Source organism: Streptomyces kryoterrae, assembly GCF_054072135.1.
The window spans coordinates 9,797,488-9,812,446 of record NZ_CM133358.1; the positions used below are offsets into that span (position 1 = coordinate 9,797,488).

At 70.1% G+C, this 14,959-nt stretch carries 16 protein-coding genes; 7 read left to right on the top strand and 9 right to left on the bottom strand.

Annotation, left to right across the window (positions count from 1 at the left end; genetic code table 11):
- Positions 1–30: 30 nt before the first annotated feature.
- Positions 31–1,002, top strand: a complete 972-nt coding sequence (locus ACW4TU_RS43655; protein ID WP_457422873.1) for an SMP-30/gluconolactonase/LRE family protein — start codon at positions 31–33, stop codon at positions 1,000–1,002.
- Positions 1,003–1,064: 62 nt separating this feature from the next.
- On the opposite strand, the gene ACW4TU_RS43660 is transcribed toward ACW4TU_RS43655, so the two are convergent.
- From ACW4TU_RS43660 to ACW4TU_RS43675, 4 genes are all read right to left on the bottom strand, one after another.
- Positions 1,065–2,789 carry a dolichyl-phosphate-mannose--protein mannosyltransferase gene (locus tag ACW4TU_RS43660; protein WP_457422875.1) on the bottom strand — a complete coding sequence of 575 codons (1,725 nt, stop codon included), beginning with the start codon at positions 2,787–2,789 and terminating at the stop codon, positions 1,065–1,067.
- Between the two features lie 62 nt (positions 2,790–2,851).
- Complete coding sequence (locus ACW4TU_RS43665) at positions 2,852–3,256, bottom strand: hypothetical protein (protein WP_457422877.1); 405 nt, start codon at positions 3,254–3,256, stop codon at positions 2,852–2,854.
- 11 nt (positions 3,257–3,267) lie between these two features.
- The gene (locus tag ACW4TU_RS43670) at positions 3,268–3,774 is read right to left on the bottom strand and encodes a SigE family RNA polymerase sigma factor (protein ID WP_457430599.1); all 507 of its coding nucleotides are present in this window, start codon (positions 3,772–3,774) and stop codon (positions 3,268–3,270) included.
- Positions 3,775–4,022: 248 nt separating this feature from the next.
- Positions 4,023–4,631, bottom strand: coding sequence for a TetR/AcrR family transcriptional regulator (locus tag ACW4TU_RS43675; RefSeq protein WP_457422879.1), 609 nt, complete (start codon positions 4,629–4,631; stop codon positions 4,023–4,025).
- Between the two features lie 94 nt (positions 4,632–4,725).
- Between ACW4TU_RS43675 and ACW4TU_RS43680 the strand changes: the two genes are divergently transcribed.
- The gene (locus ACW4TU_RS43680; RefSeq protein ID WP_457422881.1) at positions 4,726–5,391 is read left to right on the top strand and encodes an SDR family NAD(P)-dependent oxidoreductase; all 666 of its coding nucleotides are present in this window, start codon (positions 4,726–4,728) and stop codon (positions 5,389–5,391) included.
- 144 nt (positions 5,392–5,535) lie between these two features.
- Here ACW4TU_RS43680 and ACW4TU_RS43685 read toward each other — a convergent pair whose 3' ends face one another.
- Positions 5,536–5,724: a hypothetical protein gene (locus tag ACW4TU_RS43685; protein ID WP_457422883.1), complete on the bottom strand. Its 189-nt coding sequence runs from the start codon at positions 5,722–5,724 to the stop codon at positions 5,536–5,538.
- A gap of 182 nt (positions 5,725–5,906) precedes the next feature.
- Complete coding sequence (locus ACW4TU_RS43690; RefSeq protein WP_457422885.1) at positions 5,907–6,275, bottom strand: STAS domain-containing protein; 369 nt, start codon at positions 6,273–6,275, stop codon at positions 5,907–5,909.
- 170 nt (positions 6,276–6,445) lie between these two features.
- Here ACW4TU_RS43690 and ACW4TU_RS43695 point away from each other — a divergent pair, with 170 nt between their 5' ends.
- Positions 6,446–6,919 carry an ATP-binding protein gene (locus tag ACW4TU_RS43695; RefSeq protein ID WP_457422887.1) on the top strand — a complete coding sequence of 158 codons (474 nt, stop codon included), beginning with the start codon at positions 6,446–6,448 and terminating at the stop codon, positions 6,917–6,919.
- 159 nt (positions 6,920–7,078) lie between these two features.
- Positions 7,079–7,372, top strand: coding sequence for a hypothetical protein (locus ACW4TU_RS43700; protein ID WP_457422889.1), 294 nt, complete (start codon positions 7,079–7,081; stop codon positions 7,370–7,372).
- Between the two features lie 130 nt (positions 7,373–7,502).
- Here ACW4TU_RS43700 and ACW4TU_RS43705 read toward each other — a convergent pair whose 3' ends face one another.
- The 3 genes from ACW4TU_RS43705 to ACW4TU_RS43715 all read right to left on the bottom strand — a co-directional run bounded on the left by ACW4TU_RS43705 (position 7,503) and on the right by ACW4TU_RS43715 (position 11,732).
- A complete protein-coding gene (locus ACW4TU_RS43705) occupies positions 7,503–8,792 on the bottom strand; it encodes an alginate lyase family protein (protein ID WP_457422891.1) in 1,290 nt (429 codons plus the stop codon).
- Positions 8,793–8,840: 48 nt separating this feature from the next.
- Complete coding sequence (locus ACW4TU_RS43710) at positions 8,841–10,505, bottom strand: glycosyl hydrolase family 28-related protein (protein WP_457422893.1); 1,665 nt, start codon at positions 10,503–10,505, stop codon at positions 8,841–8,843.
- Positions 10,506–10,682: 177 nt separating this feature from the next.
- Positions 10,683–11,732 (bottom strand): LacI family DNA-binding transcriptional regulator, encoded by a 1,050-nt coding sequence (locus tag ACW4TU_RS43715; protein WP_457422895.1) that lies wholly within the window; start codon positions 11,730–11,732, stop codon positions 10,683–10,685.
- 97 nt (positions 11,733–11,829) lie between these two features.
- Here ACW4TU_RS43715 and ACW4TU_RS43720 point away from each other — a divergent pair, with 97 nt between their 5' ends.
- From ACW4TU_RS43720 to ACW4TU_RS43730, 3 genes are read left to right on the top strand one after another with little or no spacing between them, the layout of a single operon-like run.
- Entirely contained in the window at positions 11,830–13,137 is a 1,308-nt protein-coding gene (locus tag ACW4TU_RS43720; protein WP_457422897.1) for an extracellular solute-binding protein, read from the top strand.
- Positions 13,134–14,078 carry a carbohydrate ABC transporter permease gene (locus tag ACW4TU_RS43725; protein WP_457422899.1) on the top strand — a complete coding sequence of 315 codons (945 nt, stop codon included), beginning with the start codon at positions 13,134–13,136 and terminating at the stop codon, positions 14,076–14,078. Before ACW4TU_RS43720 ends, ACW4TU_RS43725 begins: the two co-directional genes overlap by 4 nt.
- 8 nt (positions 14,079–14,086) lie before the next feature.
- Positions 14,087–14,953 carry a carbohydrate ABC transporter permease gene (locus ACW4TU_RS43730; protein ID WP_457422901.1) on the top strand — a complete coding sequence of 289 codons (867 nt, stop codon included), beginning with the start codon at positions 14,087–14,089 and terminating at the stop codon, positions 14,951–14,953.
- The last annotated feature ends 6 nt before the right edge of the window (positions 14,954–14,959 follow it).

Sequence of the window (14,959 nt, forward strand, 5' to 3'; positions counted from 1 at the left end):
TGCCGCATGCCCGAAAACTGTGAAGGAACCATGTCCAAGCGAAGCATCGAACTGATCATGTCGGCAGTCGTGGTGGCCGCGGCCACCCTCACAGCGGCTGCGCCCGCCGACGCGACCTCCACGGGAGGACCGCTGACGCATGTGCGGGTCGCCACCCACTTCGACCTGTCCGCCGGCCAGATGCCGGAGAACGTCACCCTGCTGCCCGACGGCACGGCCGTCGTCACCTTCGCCGCCGGTCGACAGGTGGCCCAGGTCAGCCCCCGAGGCACCACCCGCGTCCTGGCGACGCTGCCCGCACCCGCCGACGGCGGAGTCAACACGCCGGTCCTCGGCTTCCCCCTGACCACCGGCATCGTCCACAGCTCGGACGGCACCGTGTACGTGCTGTACGCGACCGGCACGGCCGACCTGACGGGCCTGTGGCGGCTGCGCCCCGGACAGGCGCCGCGGCGTATCGCCGCACTGCCCGCCACCGGCCTGCCCAACGGGCTGGCACTGGACGAGCACAGCGAACAGCTCTACATCACCGACTCGGTGCTCGGCACCGTATGGACCGTCCCCGTCACCGGCGGCACACCCCGCGCATGGTCCACCGCTCCCGGACTCGCCTCGACCGGCTTCCTCGGAGCCAACGGGGCGAAGGTGCACGGCGGCGCACTGTGGGTGACCAACCTGGACCAGGGCATCGTCCTGCGCATTCCGATCCGCTCGGGAAACCGCGCGGGAGCACCGCAGACCAGGGCATCGGGAGTGGCCGGTATCGACGACTTCGTCTTCACCGGCCGCGGAGACGAGATCCTGGCCGCCCTCAACGCCCCCAACACGGTCGTACGCATCCGGCCCGACGGCACCGTCACCACCGTTCTGGACGCCACCGACGGACTTCAGAACCCCACCTCCGTCGCGCTGCGCGGTCACGACGTGTACGTCCTCAGCGCCGCCTACATCACGGCCACCGACCCCAATCTCCTGCGCGCCCGTCTGCGCGACCACCAGTAGGACCGACCCGGCGCGACACGAACAAGGGAGGCCGGCCCGACGGTACGGGCGTGAGGACGACCTCAGATCCAGGTGTCGAGCCACATACGGGTGTGCCAGCCGGAATACGGAATCGTCAGTCCCGTATAGATCGGGAAGAAGTAGACGAAGTTCCAGATGATGAGCAGCGTCAGCGTGCCCGCGGCCACCGCACCCCGTGTTCGGCGTGCGGCGTCCGCGCCCGGTGGCCCCAGCAACGCGCCCAGCATCATCGTCACGGCCAGGCACAGGTAGGGCACGAAGACGACGGCGTAGAAGGAGAAGATCGTCCGGTCCTGGTACAGGAACCAGGGAAGGTAACCGGCACCCACCGCGCACAGGACGGCGCCCGCGCGCCAGTCGCGGCGCAGCGCCCAGCGAAAGAGCAGATACACCAGTGCGCAGCATGCCGACCACCAGAGCAGCGGCGTACCCAGGGCGAGGATCGCCTGTGAGCAGTCGGCCGCCGCGTGGCAGCCGTCCTCACCGGGTTTCGGCGACTGGTAGTCGAACAGCACAGGGCGGCCAAGCACGAGCCAGCTCCACGGGTTCGACTCGTATCTGTGCGGGATGTGCAGTCCCACGTTGAACTGGTAGACGCTGTACTCGTAGTGCCACAGGCTGCGCAGCGGGGCCGGGACCCATGACCACGTGCCGCCGCGGTCGTCCGCCCAGTGGCGGCCGTATCCGTTGTCGGACAGGAACCAGCCTGTCCACGTCACCAGGTACGTCACCACGGCAACCGGAACGAGTGACACCACCGCCCAGCCGAAATCCGTGCGCAGCACGGCACGGTACGGGTGGCGTGCCCCCGCGACGCGGCGGGCGCCGACGTCCCACAGCAGGGTCAGGACGAGGAAGGACGCCAGGAAGTACAGTCCGTTCCACTTGGTCGAGGCCGCCAGGCCCAGAAAGAGACCGGCCGCGAGCCGCCAGGGGCGTGTTCCCGTCCCGGCGTGGTCGCCGGTGTCCTGGTCCGGGCGCGCGTGGCCGTCGTCGCCCATCGGCAGGGCTGCCGCGAGCCGGTCCCGCGCCCGGTCCCGGTCGATGAGCAGGCAGCCGAACGCCGCCAGGACGAAGAACATGACGACGACGTCGAGCAGAGCGGTACGGCTCATCACGTAGTGCAGACCGTCCACCGCCATCAACGCTCCGGCCAGGCAGCCCAGCACCGTCGACCGGAACAGGCGCCGTCCTGTGCGGCACAGCATCAGCACCGACAGCGTGCCCAGGACCGCCGTCATGAAGCGCCAGCCGAACGGGGCGAGGCCGAACATCCACTCGCCGACGGCGATCACCCACTTGCCCGTCGGCGGATGCGCGACATAGGTCCCCGCGTCGGAGAGCGGGATCACCTGAGGGTCGGCCAGGATCTGCGGGTCGGAGACCTTTCTGTTCGGCCAGGTGCCCTCGTAGCCGAACCGCAGCAGGGACCAGGCGTCCTTGGCGTAGTACGTCTCGTCGAACAGAACAGTGCGCGGGTTGCCCAGACGCCAGAAGCGGGGCAGCCCGCCAAGGAGTGTCACCAGCAGCGGACCGCCCCACCCCGACCAGCGCGCCGCCCGGCCCGACACCACAGGAGACAGCCCGAACGCGCGCCACAGTCCCGGCCCCGGTTCGGGGAACGGCGGCACCAGGCGGTCGCGCGTGGATGTACGCGGCCGGCCTGCGTGTCCGAAGAGGCGCAGTCGCCGCTCCCAGGAGGCCGGCCCGGGATTCGCCGCCCTGCGCGGCTGGTCGGCATGCGCGCTCGCGTTCTCACGGATCACGTGGTCGTCTTTCAACTCGTCGAGGACGGAACGGGACAGCTCGGACCTAGCAGGCCAAGGCGCTAGTGGGCCGTTGACGTCCGTGTCGGCATGTGGACCGGGTCGAGGCTTGGGGAGCGGTACGGCATCGGCGCCGACGCGGTGGCTGACGTGTCGCCCGGCATCGGCACCTCCTGGGCGCTGGAGGCGGGGCGGGCCGTGGCCGGCATCGGAACCGACTCGGCAGAGGTGACGGGTCGGGGCCGAGGGCTGGTGGGTCCGCGCTGGGTGAGAGAGTTCGGCAGGACCGTCAGTCCGACTCCGAGTGCGGCGATGGCCAGCAAGGATCCGGTGGCGGTCCAGACCACCCGGGCCCCTCGGCGGGCGCGAACGCCGGCTTGGAGCCGACGTCGGTGCCGGTCCTCATAGGGTGTGTCCTCCTGGCTGTCACGCATCATCCGTGCCAGCTCCTGCTCGAAGTGATCCATGGCTCCCTCTCTCACTCCACCGGCTCGACTGTCTCCGCCAGAAGCAGCCGCAACCGTGCGACGCCGCGTGTCGTGAGCGAGCGGGCGGTACCGATCGGACACCCCAGCACCTCCGCGACGTGCCGCTCGGGCAGGTCCTGGTAGTAGCGCAGCACCACCGCGGCCCGCTGCCGCGCAGGCAGCAACGCCAGCGTCGCCTCCAACCGGGTCCGTTCGTCCACGGCGGCGCTCTCGTCCCTCACCTCCGGCGGGTCGGGCAGCCGGTCCACGGGGTGCTCGCCCCACCAGCGACGCCGTGAGGAGCGAGCCGCGGCACGGGCCAGTACCTTGCGCACGTATGCCTCGGGCGCCTGCTCGGCCACCTTCGGCCACGCGAACCACAGCTTGACCAGCGCCTCCTGCAGCAGATCCTCGGCCCGGTGCCGGTCTCCGCCGGTGAGCAGCCGCGCCAGATGAAGCAACGCCGACCACCGGGCCGCAACGAACCGGTCGAACTCGTCGGTCCGCAACTGCCCCATCAGCGTCGTCCCTTGCTTCAGCACGCCCCTACACCTGCAATAAAGACACTGGCCCCCACCCTGCTATGCACCCCTGGTATGTGGCCTGGCTCACATCGGACGATCGACTGCACGTGGCCGGGACAGGGCGGAGGCGTCGAGCGGTGTGGCCGGGGAGGCCCGGATCGGTCCGGTTCAGGGTGCCGCCCTGGGCGGCACCCTGAGGAGTGACGGGACGAGCGGGAACAGGAGCGGCTTGCCGGGGACCGTCAGGCAGGTGGCCAGCTTCGCAGAGCCAGGTCGGCCACCTGCTGGAGTTCGTCGCGGGGGGTGCCGCCCGCGGCTTGGACGGCGATGCCGTTGGACACGGTCATGAGGTAGCGGGCGAGTAGTCCGGGATCGGTTTCCGGGGGCAGGTCGCCTTCGTCGACGGCTTGCCGGAACCGGTCGCGCAGGAGGGCGGTGTGCTCGTTGCGCCAGACGGTGAGGGCGTCGCGGGCACTGCTGCCCGGGTCGCCGGCGGCAAGGGATCCCTGGACGCCGAGGCACCCGGCCGGGCAGCCGGGCCGGGTGGTGGCCCGGACGGAGCCGTTGAGGAACGCCGTGGCCACCTGCCTGGCGGTCGGTTCCTGCAGGGCCCGGGGCCCGTACGAGGCGGGACCTTCGGCGTAGCGCTCCAGAGCCTTGCGGAACAGGTCCTCCTTGTTGCCGAAGGCCGCGTACATGCTGGTGCGGGTGATGCCCATGGCGTTGGTCAGATCGGTGAGGCTGGCGCCTTCGTAGCCCTGTCCCCAAAAGACCCGCATGGCGTTCTCCAGGGCCTCGTCGGCGTCGAAACCCCTCGGTCGGCCGATCGGTGCCCTCTGCCGCTGCTCCATGCGATCGATCATACCTCTTCCGTACTGATCGGTACAGATGTGTTACGGTCTCGTTCGGTATCGATCGGTACTGAAGTTTGCGAGGGTCATTCGCATGGGACAGCTTGAAGGCAAGACCGCCCTCGTCACCGGCGGCGGGAGCGGCATCGGTCTGGCCGCCGCTGTTCGGCTGGCAGCCGAGGGGGCGCACGTGTTCATCACCGGCCGGCGTAAGGACGTGCTGGAGGCGGCCGTCGAGACCATCGGCCCGGCCGGGGCCACCGCGGTGGTGGGTGACATCGCCGACCTGGCCGACCTGGACCGGCTGTACGACACGGTCCGCGCCCAGCTCCGCGCCCTGTCCGCACGCACCGTGAGCCCCCGCCCAGCCAGGCGTGTGCTGGATCGGATGGACGAGGACCGGTGTCAGGTCGTCCTGCAGTTCGGCGAGCATGACGGGCCGCTGGTGGCAGAAGGAGGACGGCTGGAGCAGCAGTCCGCGCCCGTCGAGCCGCACGTCGCGGTCGACCGGGTAGTCGGCCTCCAGGACGGGGGGCCGCCAGCGCAGCAGGTGAGCGAAGCTCGCGAGGAGCCCGTCGGCGCCGCCGTCGAGGACCGCCCGGGTGCGTACGGCGACATCGGCGTCCACCTGCGCCCGGATGTGCGGCCAGTGCGGGGCGAGTGCCCGCCGGTGGTACGCGTGCAGGGCGGTGCCGAGGCGACGCAGGGCGTCCGGGTCGCCGTCGGCCAGGGCGCGGGTCGCGGCCGGCAGCGGGTGTGAGCGCTCGGTGGAGGAGGCAAGACTGGCCAGATCGTCACGCAGGACCGTCCGGGGCGTGCTCAGGACCGTGTCGATCGCGCAGTCGAGGGCGGGAGGGCCGCTCAGCGCGGGGGTGAGGAAGCCGTGCGTAGCCGCGTGACGGCATCAGCCCGGCGAGCAGCACGTCGACCGGGCCCCGCCCCGGCCGGACGAGCCGTCGCCACTCGGCGTACGCGGAGCGCACGCGTCGGTGGCCAGAACCTGGACGCTGCCGGTGAGCTCCCACAACGGGTCGGGAGCGGCGGCGACGCGAACGCGTGCGAGGTCTTCGGCGGTGAAGTGCACCCGCAGCATGGGAGTCTCCGATGGTGGCCGTCATCGGGTGGGCGGGCCGTGCCCCACGACAGTGACGGAGCCCCACGGGTCCGTGCAAGACGGCATCAGGTCACCCGGACCCCGGCTGTCGGCCGCCTGGGGTGCGCAGTGGCCGGCCTGGATCTCACCCGGCCGGCCGAAGATCAGCCCGAGTGAAGCGGTCAGGCGTTCAGGGCCTGCTCGACGGTGGGGTGGCACGGGATGAAGGCGTCGACGCCGACCAGCGTCAGCACACGGAGGATGGATTCCTGGGCGCCTGCTATGCGCAGCCACCCCTGCGCATCACTCGCCTGCTGGTAGCCGGCCACGAAGACGTTGATGCCGCTGGAGTCCATGAAGGTCACACCGCTGAGGTCCACGACGATCCGCTGCGGCGGCACCGCGCCCGCTTCGGACAGCAGGGCACGGCTGAGGACGTCCTTGACATCGTGGTCGATCTCGCCCTGTACCGTCACAACACGGACGCCGTCGATCATTTCGCACTCGACGGAGAGCCGGTCGGGCCGGCGGGCCTTCTGGTTGTCAGCCACCGTCTCCTCAACTGCGCTTAGGCTTGCCAGGGCAGAGCGTACCTGGATGATTCTGCCCCACCGCCACGATGGGATGCACACTGGTTGGCGGTGACGAACGAAACCCCCTGTGGCATGCATGGTGCCCTCGCGGGTACTGGCGTGCGTGAAGGGGGGAGTGAGGGCGACACGTGGGATCCCATACCGATGTCGACGGCTGTACCGGGCCGAAGAACGAGCACCTGATGCGCGCCGGCTACGCCCTGGACGGGGGCGACGGCTGCATCGCCGACGCCCGCCACCACGCTGTCGACTTTCTCGACCAGGCCCGCGCCGACCATCACCTGCCGGTGTCCGCGCGTGCGAGGGACCTCACCCAGCTGGTGGTCAGCGAGCTGGTCACCAACGCCCTCAAGTACGCCCCCGGCCCCGTCCTGATGGAACTGCGCATCAACGCCCGCGCCGTGGACGTCGTCGTATGGGACAGCGACCCCACCGCACCCGCGGCCCGGGCCGCCGATCCCGGCAGGATCGGCCAGCACGGACTGGAGATCGTCAAGGCCGTCACCGAGGAACTGTTCACCGAGCAGGAACCGGTCGGCAAACGCATCACGGCCCGCATCGCCCTCTCCGACACACCCAGCAGCGACACGTCCCGCCGCTGAGCCGAACCTGCGGCACAGCGGCTCGTCGGACCAGCCATGACGACGACGTGCGACCCGGCGCCGCGATCCGCCCCCGTCAGTGAGGGCAGCCACCTGGCACCGCCTCACAAAGTCTGCCGGAGGCCGGTAGGCAGTGCGTATCGGGGTATCCGCGTCGGCATGGCACCGGAAACCGATCACGCTGAATCCGTACGAGCCCTGCGGCAACTCCGCCGAATCCGCCTCTTCTACGCCGGGGGTGCCCTCTTGTGGGCCGTGTCGGCCGCACTGGTGGGATGGGACGATCCCGGAAGCAGGCAGATGTGGGTGGCGGTGCTCTTCCTGGTGGTCTTCGCCGGCCTGTGGTCGGTGACGTCCTTGTTGCTGTGGCGCCAGCAGACTGCCCGGGCCGCTGGTTCCGTGCACCACGCCGCTCCGCGCAGGACGGGCTGGCATCGTCAGGCCAACGCCTGAGAGCACGGGAACCGGAGCCGCGTCGGGCGGTTCCCATGCCCTTCCCCGGTATGTGCGGCCCGCGCCGGCGGAGACCTGTCCGACGAGGAACTCCGCCCGCGTGGACGTTCCCGGACCGGGCGGCTGCCGATCAGCCCGCGATGGAGTCCAGCTGTTCCGCCGCCGGACGCAGGGCCCACAGGTCGCCGCCCGGCGGCTCCTCCAGGAGCGAGACCGCCCGCCGCGCCCGTACATCACCGGCGTCGGCGGCAGCGTGGACGATGTCGTCCGCGGCGTACCGGAGGAAGCCGAGCTCCGGATGCGGCCAGGCGGCGGATGCCGTCGCCGCGGGCAGCAGGTAGTCGACCGCGTTGAACAGACTCTGTCCGTCCGGGCCCCGGTACGCCCAGAGGTTCACTCCGACGTGCCGGCCGATGGCCGCGAGCCGGGTGTGGGCGACCAGGGCGAAGGTCGAGTAGTGCCAGCTCCTGGTCCGCGCCAGCTCCTGCGGCTGGCTGCCGTCGGACGCGATCTGCGGCGCGATGCGCGTGCTCCGGACGTTCAGGACGGTTCGGCGGGCCAGGTCCTTGTCGCCGGTCGCGTAGGCGAGTGCGGCGAGCTGCATGTCGTAGAAGGTGCCGTGGTTGTTGGTCGCGGCGGCCTCCTCCTTGCCGAAGCCGCTGTCCCTGAGCCAGCCGAGGAAGTCGCTGTTCCACTTCGTCATGCCGGTGCGGTCCTTCCCGGTCCAGCCCGGGGCGCCGGTGTCCAGCAGGGCGAGCGCGTCGAGGACGCTGGTGAAGGACTGCGAGAAGTCGATGATGCCGATGGCGCGACCGTCGTACTTGCAGGGAATGAACTGCGCGTGGTTCAGGTTCGGGTTCATCCTCGTGGCCGGGTCGAGGAACCAGGTGCGCAGTACCTGCCCGGCCTTCTCGGCGTACCGCTTCCGGCCCGTGTAGTACCAGGCGAGGGAGAGGTCGTACGCGGCGTCGAAGGTCTTCTCGACGTCCTGTCGGTCGGTGCCGGTGTCGACCTCGGGGTTGCGCTCGCCGTCGCGTTGCACGTACGGGCAGCCCCAGGGGTTGTCGGTGGTGGGGGGCTTGGAGGGCCACCAGTAGGGAGCCTGGCTCAGGTAGTCGTGGACATCGCCGCCGGGCGCGGGCCGTGGCTTGTCGACGACCGTCCAGGGGCCCTGGCCCAGCCATTTGTCGGCGCGGACCGTCAACGCCTGTACGGTCCGGCGCAGTTGACGGTCGCCTCGATCCAGGCGTTGCTTGGTCTGATGGAGCCGGGCGCCGTCCAGTACGGCCGTGTGCGGGACCTTGGCTGTGGCCCCCGCCATTCCCCGGGCCGATGCGGTGGGGACGGCGGCGCCGGCGGCGAACGCTGCGAAGGCCACCAGGAGGATGCTCAGTCGTGACAGTGCCGAGAGTGCGCTCATCGATCCACTCCGTTCAGGTAGGCGAACGTGGGGGTGGTGATGCGCGTGCTACAGCGCGCGCTGTGCCGCGTGCAGATTCCGCGGCCGCACCGCGTCCGGGCTGCCGTACAGCTCCAGGCGGGTATGCAGGTCACCCGTGAAGTCGGGGACGTCGATCTGGTCGAACTCACTGACCGCGGCGATGCCGACGGTGGCGGAGTACGGTGCCAGGCCGTCGATCCTGACGAGTCCAGCGCGGGCGTTGGTGACGCGGATGTTCCAGTGGGTGAAGCGGGCGCCGAACAGGGGTCCGGCGCTCGCGTCACCGCCGTGGCGGCCGTTGTTGTTCAGGGTGATGTCGGTGCGGACGTTGGCGAAGGGCAGTCCGCGGTGGCTGTCGAAGGTGCCCATCCGCATGTCGCCGCGGGACCACACGTTGTACGACGACAGCCCTTCGACGTTGATGCCGTGCAGTTGGGTGTTCGAGGGGGCGGGGACGGTGCGCTCCTCGATCGTGAAGTCCTCGACGAGGTTGTCGTGCGAGCCCTCACGGCAGAAGTAGGGGTGGTGGGAGCCGCGGCCCGTGACACGTGTCCGTCGCAGGGTGCACGCGGAGGCGGACACGAGGCCGAAGCCGTTGTCGACGTGGCGGACCGTCACGTCGTCCACCCAGCAGTCGTACGCGCACTGCAGGACGACCCCGTTGTGCCCCTTGTCCAACAGATGCGGCTGTTGTGGGGTCTCCAGCGCCTCGAGAGTCAGTCCCTCGACCCCGGAACCTGTCAACTCCGCTACGTGCGTGGTCAGTTGAGGGTTCCACTCCGGGCGTACGTCGAGGGGGAGCGGGCGTTCGAGGGTGACCTCGCGGCCCCGGACCCGGGCGATGCGGACGGGCCACTCGTAGGGGACGTAGGAGGTCAGCTTCGTCTTGTCGTCCCAGGAGTAGGCCTCCGGCCCGGGGCCGCCGCCGCACATGTGCTCCAGGAGTGTGTGGTCCGCGTCGTCGGACAGCCGGAGGAGAACCAGGGCGCCGGGGCGCAGTGACGCCGGGTTCGTCACCGTGATCGTCCATGAGCCCTGCCGGGCCGGAGCGACCGCCGTGAGAGGGCGCCACTCGTCGCGCCGGTTGCCCGTCCAGCCCTCGAAGGGCCACGCCTTCGCCCTGATCGCGGCGACGAGCGAGGCCCAGCGGGCCTTGGGGGCCAGCCAGATCAGGCCGCCCGCCCAGGACCAGCCCGACTTGTCGCCGCCGTAGCGGGAGCCGTACGGCCCGATCAGTTCGGTGAGGCTCCTCGTCGCGTACAGGGTCGTACGGCCGCTGCCGGCACCCTTGAGGATCACGTTCGACTGGTCCAGGCGGATCACGTCGTCGATGCGGAACGTGCCGGGCGGGATGATGACCGTGCCACCGCCGGCCCTGCCGGCAGCGGCGATGGCACGGTTGATCGCGGGGGCGGAGTCGGTCGTGCCGTCCGCCACGGCGCCGAAGGCGCGTACGTCGGCGACAGCGGGGCGGCGGGGGAGGCGGGCCGCCCCGCCGCGGCAACCCGCCCGGCCGATGTACGGGATCTGCGGGTGCGTGAAGGGTGTGCGGGTGAACTCCCGCCAGAGGAGCGGGGTGCCGGTCGGCCGTGTTCCCGAGCCGGCCGCCACGGCGGTGCCGGTACCGGCCGCCGCCACGGCGATGGCGCTGCCCAGGACAGCGCGCCTGGTCATGCCGATGGACATGCTCATGACATTTTGATCATCGGTGACGGCTGTGTGTGCATCTCTCATGCCCGTTCGCCCTTCCCATGGTCTTTCATGGATGTGAACGACGTTCAGATGTGTGCCGAGCGGTGAGCATGGCATGACACGCTTGCGTGCGAAAGAGGTAGTGCAGCCTTTATTGGTTTGGACCTTTAAGGGGACTCAAAGTGCCGGCGGGGGTCCGCTGCTCTCCCGTACCACCAGTTCGGTCGCCACCTCCACCCGTGTCGTTTCCGGCTGTTCCCCGGACAGCAGTCGCAGCACCATCCGGGCCGCGAGCGCGGTCATGTCGGCCAGCGGGGTGCGGACCGTCGTCAGGCGCGGGGTGACCCAGTCCGCGAAGGGCAGGTCGTCGAAGCCGACCACGCTGACGTCGGCCGGGATGCGCAGGCCCAGTTCGGCGGCGGCCCGGTAGGTGCCCAGGGCCTGGTGGTCGCTGCCGGCGAAGATCGCCGTCGGACGGTCGGGCAGCGACAGGATGTCCAGGGCGTGTTCGTGCGCGAGGCCGTGGGTGAAGTCGCCGTAGCGGACCAGCTCGGGATCGAAGGGCAGATCGGCCTCCGCCAGAGCTGAACGGTAGCCGTCGACCCGTGCCCGGGAAGTGAGCCGGCGCTCCGGGCCGCTGATGATCGCGATGCGCCGATGGCCGAGCTCGATGAGGTGTCGGGTCGCGGCCAGTCCGCCGGGCCAGTTGGTCGCGCCCACCCATGGTGTTCCCGGCGCGGGTTCGTCGATCGGCATCACCAGCGCGTAGGGGATGCCGAGCCGGCTCAGCTCCTCGTGCTGTTCGGGTGTCAGTTCGGGCACCACGAGAATCGCTCCGCGTGTGGAGCGGGTGGCCAGCGAGTCCAGCCACTGACGGGCGCGTCTGGTCCGGCCGTGCGTGGAGGAGACCACCAACCCCATGCCCGCGTCGTGCAGGACGTCCTCCGCGCCCCGGATCAGCTCGACCGCCCAGGGGCTGTCCAGTTCGTTGATGACGAAGTCGATCAGTCCGCCGACCGGCGCCGCGGTCGCCGCCGGGTGATGTTTCGCCAGATAGCCGTGCTGTTCCAGCAGCCGCTGCACCTTGGCTCGCGTCTCCGCCGAGACATCGGATCTGTTGTGCAGCACCTTGGAGACCGTAGACACCGATACGCCTGCCTGCGCGGCGATTTGGGCAAGGGTGCGCTGTCTTCCCTGACTGGATCCCGCTCGAACCGTTGACGTCATCGGATGAATCTCCTACGTTGCCGGGGCGATCGCGGATTGCGAAAACTATCGCAATCTCGTTCCCGCAGTATGGCTCCTCGGCGAAAAGGTGGTCCCCATGAAGCCCCCCATGAAGAGATGGTGCGCGGTCTCCCTGGCCGCGGCCGCGGCTCTGCTGCTCTCCGGCTGCGGAGGAACCGGTGGTGGCGGCGGTTCGGCCGCCGCGAAGGGCGAGTTACTGGTGTGGGTGGACAACACCCGTATGCCCGCGGCCCAGCAGTACGAGAAGGCCCACCCCGACCTGAAGATGCGCATCGTCACCATCCCGCCCGACGCCGGCTACGTGCCCACCAAGATCTCGCTGGCCAACCGCACCGAGAGCGGCTGGCCCGACGTCGTCTTCCTGGCCAACCCGGCCGAGGCGGCGACGCTCGCGAGCGAGAAGTTCGGCTACGCGGCCCCGCTCGACGGCCTCGTCCCGAAGAAGGTCCGTGACGGTTTCACCCCCGGCTCGCTCGAGACCTGCACCTTCGGCGGCAAGACGTACTGCCTGCGCAACGACATCGCCCCCACCGTCCTCTGGTACGACGCCAAGTTGATGAAGCGATACGGCTACCAGGTTCCCAAGACCTGGGCCGAGTACCAGCGGACCGGTCTGAAGGCGGCCGAGGAGCACCCCGGCACCATCGTCGGAGCCGTCAACGGCAAATACGGCGCCGGCATCTACTTCGGCAGCAGCGGCTGCCCCACCCGCGACACCCTCAGCCTCACCGAGGTCCACATCGACCTCGGCCGGCCGGACTGTACCCGGGTCGCCGACCTGCTGCAGCCGCTCGCCCGGGCGAAGGCCGTCACCACCGTCCTGCCCATCGACCCGGGCTTCGCGAAGTTCGGCAAGGGCGACAGGATCCTGATGCTGCCCGCCCCGGCCTGGTTCGGCGACTTCATGTTCGGCCCCGCCTTCAAGGTGCCGGGGGGCCGCGTCGCCGCCGCTCCCATGCCCACCTGGCCCGGCGAGAGCAAGCCGTACGCGGGACAGGTCGGCGGCGGCGCGTTCCTCGTCTCCGCACACGCCGGCGGGCGCACCAGGCAGGCCGCGGACCTGGTGCGCTGGCTGACCACCGACGTGAACCTCCAGGCGAAGCAGCCCACTTACCCCGCCTTCACGGCAGCGGCGACGAAGTGGGGCGAGGCGAAGTCGAAGGACCCCTACTACGCCGCCGACCCGATGCCCGCCCTCAGCGCGGCGGCGAACGCGCTGCGCCCCGGTTTCGGCGCGGTCCGCTTCGAGGCCGACTGGCAGAGCAGCTTCAACGACACCTTCGTCAAGGCGGTCGACTCCGGTGGCAACCTCCGCGGCTCCCTGGGGAGTTGGCAGGACAAGCTGGAGTCGGCGGCCAAGACCAGCGGATACACGGTCGGATGAAGACACTCACGCAGGCCCGTCCGCCCGTGGTCGCCGTCACGCGGCCGGTGCCATCCCGCCGTCGGCGCCGCCCCGGCCGTACCGCCGCCGTCTGGATCCTCGTCGGCCCCTACACGGTGTTCCTCGCGGTCTTCGGGCTCGCGCCCGCCGGATACGCCCTGTGGACCTCGTTCGTCGACAACGGCTCCTTCTCCGGCGGGCGCGACTGGGCGGCGGTCCTCCAGGACTACCGGCTCGGCGACGCGGCCGCCCATGTGGCGACGTATCTGCTGCTGTGGCTGCCGATCCTGCTGCTGGTCGTCCTTTCTCTCGCCTTCACCCTGCACGCCCGCCCCGGCCGCACGACGAGCGTGCTCCAGCTCGTCTACTACCTGCCCGGCGCGGTCACCGGATCGGCCGCGGCCCTGCTGTGGCTGTTCATGGTCAGCCCGGGCAGCAGCCCGTTCTCCCCGTTGCTCAGGCTGATGGACGTCAAGAGCGCCACGGACGCGCTGTCCGGCGGCAGCGTCATCGCCGTCCTCACCGTGATGGGCGTCGCGGTGCACGCCGGCGGCTGGATCGTGGTCCTGTACGGGGCCCTCAACGCCCTCCCGAAAGACGTCCTGGAGGCCGCGCAGGTCGACGGCGCCTCGGCCTGGCGGACGATGTGGCACATCAAGCTGCCGATGGTCCGCACCTACGTCGCCTTCGTGCTGATCTCCAGTTTCGCCTCCGGCAGCCAGGTGTTCGTCGAGCCCACGGTGCTGTCCACCGGTGCCCCCGGCCAGATCAGCCCCACCTGGTCCGTCAACCAGCTCGCCTACGTCTACGCCACCCAGGACGGCGACTTCGGCAAGGCCGCCGCGCTGTCGCTGGCCATGCTCTCGGTCGGTGTGCTGGCCGCCTGGATCGTGATCACCCGTACTCGTATGTACGCCACCGACTCCTCCGACTCCCGGTGAGTGAGGCGATGACCGCTCTGTCACGCGGCGCCCGCGTCCTGTTCCTGCTCGGCGCGGCCGTCTTCTTCGGACTACCCCTGCTCTGGCTGCTGCTTGCCCCGACCCGCACGGCCGACGACCTGACCACCGGCTCCCCGCTCGGCTTCGGCTCGCTGGGCAACGTGGGCGAGGCCTGGTCGCACCTGACGTCGTACAACGACGGCGAGATCACCCTGTGGATCGGCAACTCGATCGTCTACGCGGCGGCCAGCGTGGCCCTCGCCCTGCTGCTGTGCGTGCCGGCGGGCTACGCGCTCGCCAAGCACGACTTCGCCGGCCGCCGGGCACTGCTCACCCTGTCGATCGTGACGATGATCCTGCCCCCGGCCGCGCTGGTGCTCCCGCTGTACCTGGAGATGTCGGCGATCAACCTCACCGGCACCGTCTGGTCGGTGATCCTGCCGCTGTCCTTCTATCCCTTCGGTGTCTACCTGGCTTTCCTGCACTTCCAGGCGAACCTGCCCGACAGCCTGCTGGACGCCGGACGCGTTGACGGGGCGAGCGAGCTGCGGCTGTTCTGGTCGGTCGCGGTGCCACTGGCCCGCCCCGCCATCGCGCTGATCGCCTTCTTCGGCTTCGTCCGCTGCTGGACCGACTTCTTCCTGCCCTTCGTGATGCTCTCCGACGACCGCACCTTCACCCTTCAGCTCGGCCTGATGTCCCTGCTGCAGTCCACCGGCGCGGTCAACAACTCCAGCGGCTTCGCCGACCTCGACATCCACCAGCCGGAGGCGGCCCTGGCCGGGCTCGTGGCCTGCGCGCCGCTGCTGATCGGATTCGTCCTCGCCCAGCGCTTCCTGCGCACCGGGCTGCTGGCCGGGGCGGAGAAGGGCTGATGGACG

Excerpts from the sequence above, each read along its gene's own strand:
- ACW4TU_RS43675 (WP_457422879.1), bottom strand. The coding sequence starts at position 4,631 with ATGGAGCAGCGGCAGAGGGCACCGATCGGCCGACCGAGGGGTTTCGAC.
- ACW4TU_RS43665 (WP_457422877.1), bottom strand. The coding sequence starts at position 3,256 with ATGGATCACTTCGAGCAGGAGCTGGCACGGATGATGCGTGACAGCCAG.
- ACW4TU_RS43680 (WP_457422881.1), top strand. The coding sequence starts at position 4,726 with ATGGGACAGCTTGAAGGCAAGACCGCCCTCGTCACCGGCGGCGGGAGC.
- ACW4TU_RS43710 (WP_457422893.1), bottom strand. The coding sequence starts at position 10,505 with ATGAGCATGTCCATCGGCATGACCAGGCGCGCTGTCCTGGGCAGCGCC.
- ACW4TU_RS43715 (WP_457422895.1), bottom strand. The coding sequence starts at position 11,732 with ATGACGTCAACGGTTCGAGCGGGATCCAGTCAGGGAAGACAGCGCACC.
- ACW4TU_RS43725 (WP_457422899.1), top strand. The coding sequence starts at position 13,134 with ATGAAGACACTCACGCAGGCCCGTCCGCCCGTGGTCGCCGTCACGCGG.
- ACW4TU_RS43655 (WP_457422873.1), top strand. The coding sequence starts at position 31 with ATGTCCAAGCGAAGCATCGAACTGATCATGTCGGCAGTCGTGGTGGCC.
- ACW4TU_RS43730 (WP_457422901.1), top strand. The coding sequence starts at position 14,087 with ATGACCGCTCTGTCACGCGGCGCCCGCGTCCTGTTCCTGCTCGGCGCG.
- ACW4TU_RS43720 (WP_457422897.1), top strand. The coding sequence starts at position 11,830 with ATGAAGCCCCCCATGAAGAGATGGTGCGCGGTCTCCCTGGCCGCGGCC.
- ACW4TU_RS43700 (WP_457422889.1), top strand. The coding sequence starts at position 7,079 with ATGGCACCGGAAACCGATCACGCTGAATCCGTACGAGCCCTGCGGCAA.
- ACW4TU_RS43705 (WP_457422891.1), bottom strand. The coding sequence starts at position 8,792 with ATGAGCGCACTCTCGGCACTGTCACGACTGAGCATCCTCCTGGTGGCC.
- ACW4TU_RS43670 (WP_457430599.1), bottom strand. The coding sequence starts at position 3,774 with ATGGGGCAGTTGCGGACCGACGAGTTCGACCGGTTCGTTGCGGCCCGG.
- ACW4TU_RS43685 (WP_457422883.1), bottom strand. The coding sequence starts at position 5,724 with ATGCTGCGGGTGCACTTCACCGCCGAAGACCTCGCACGCGTTCGCGTC.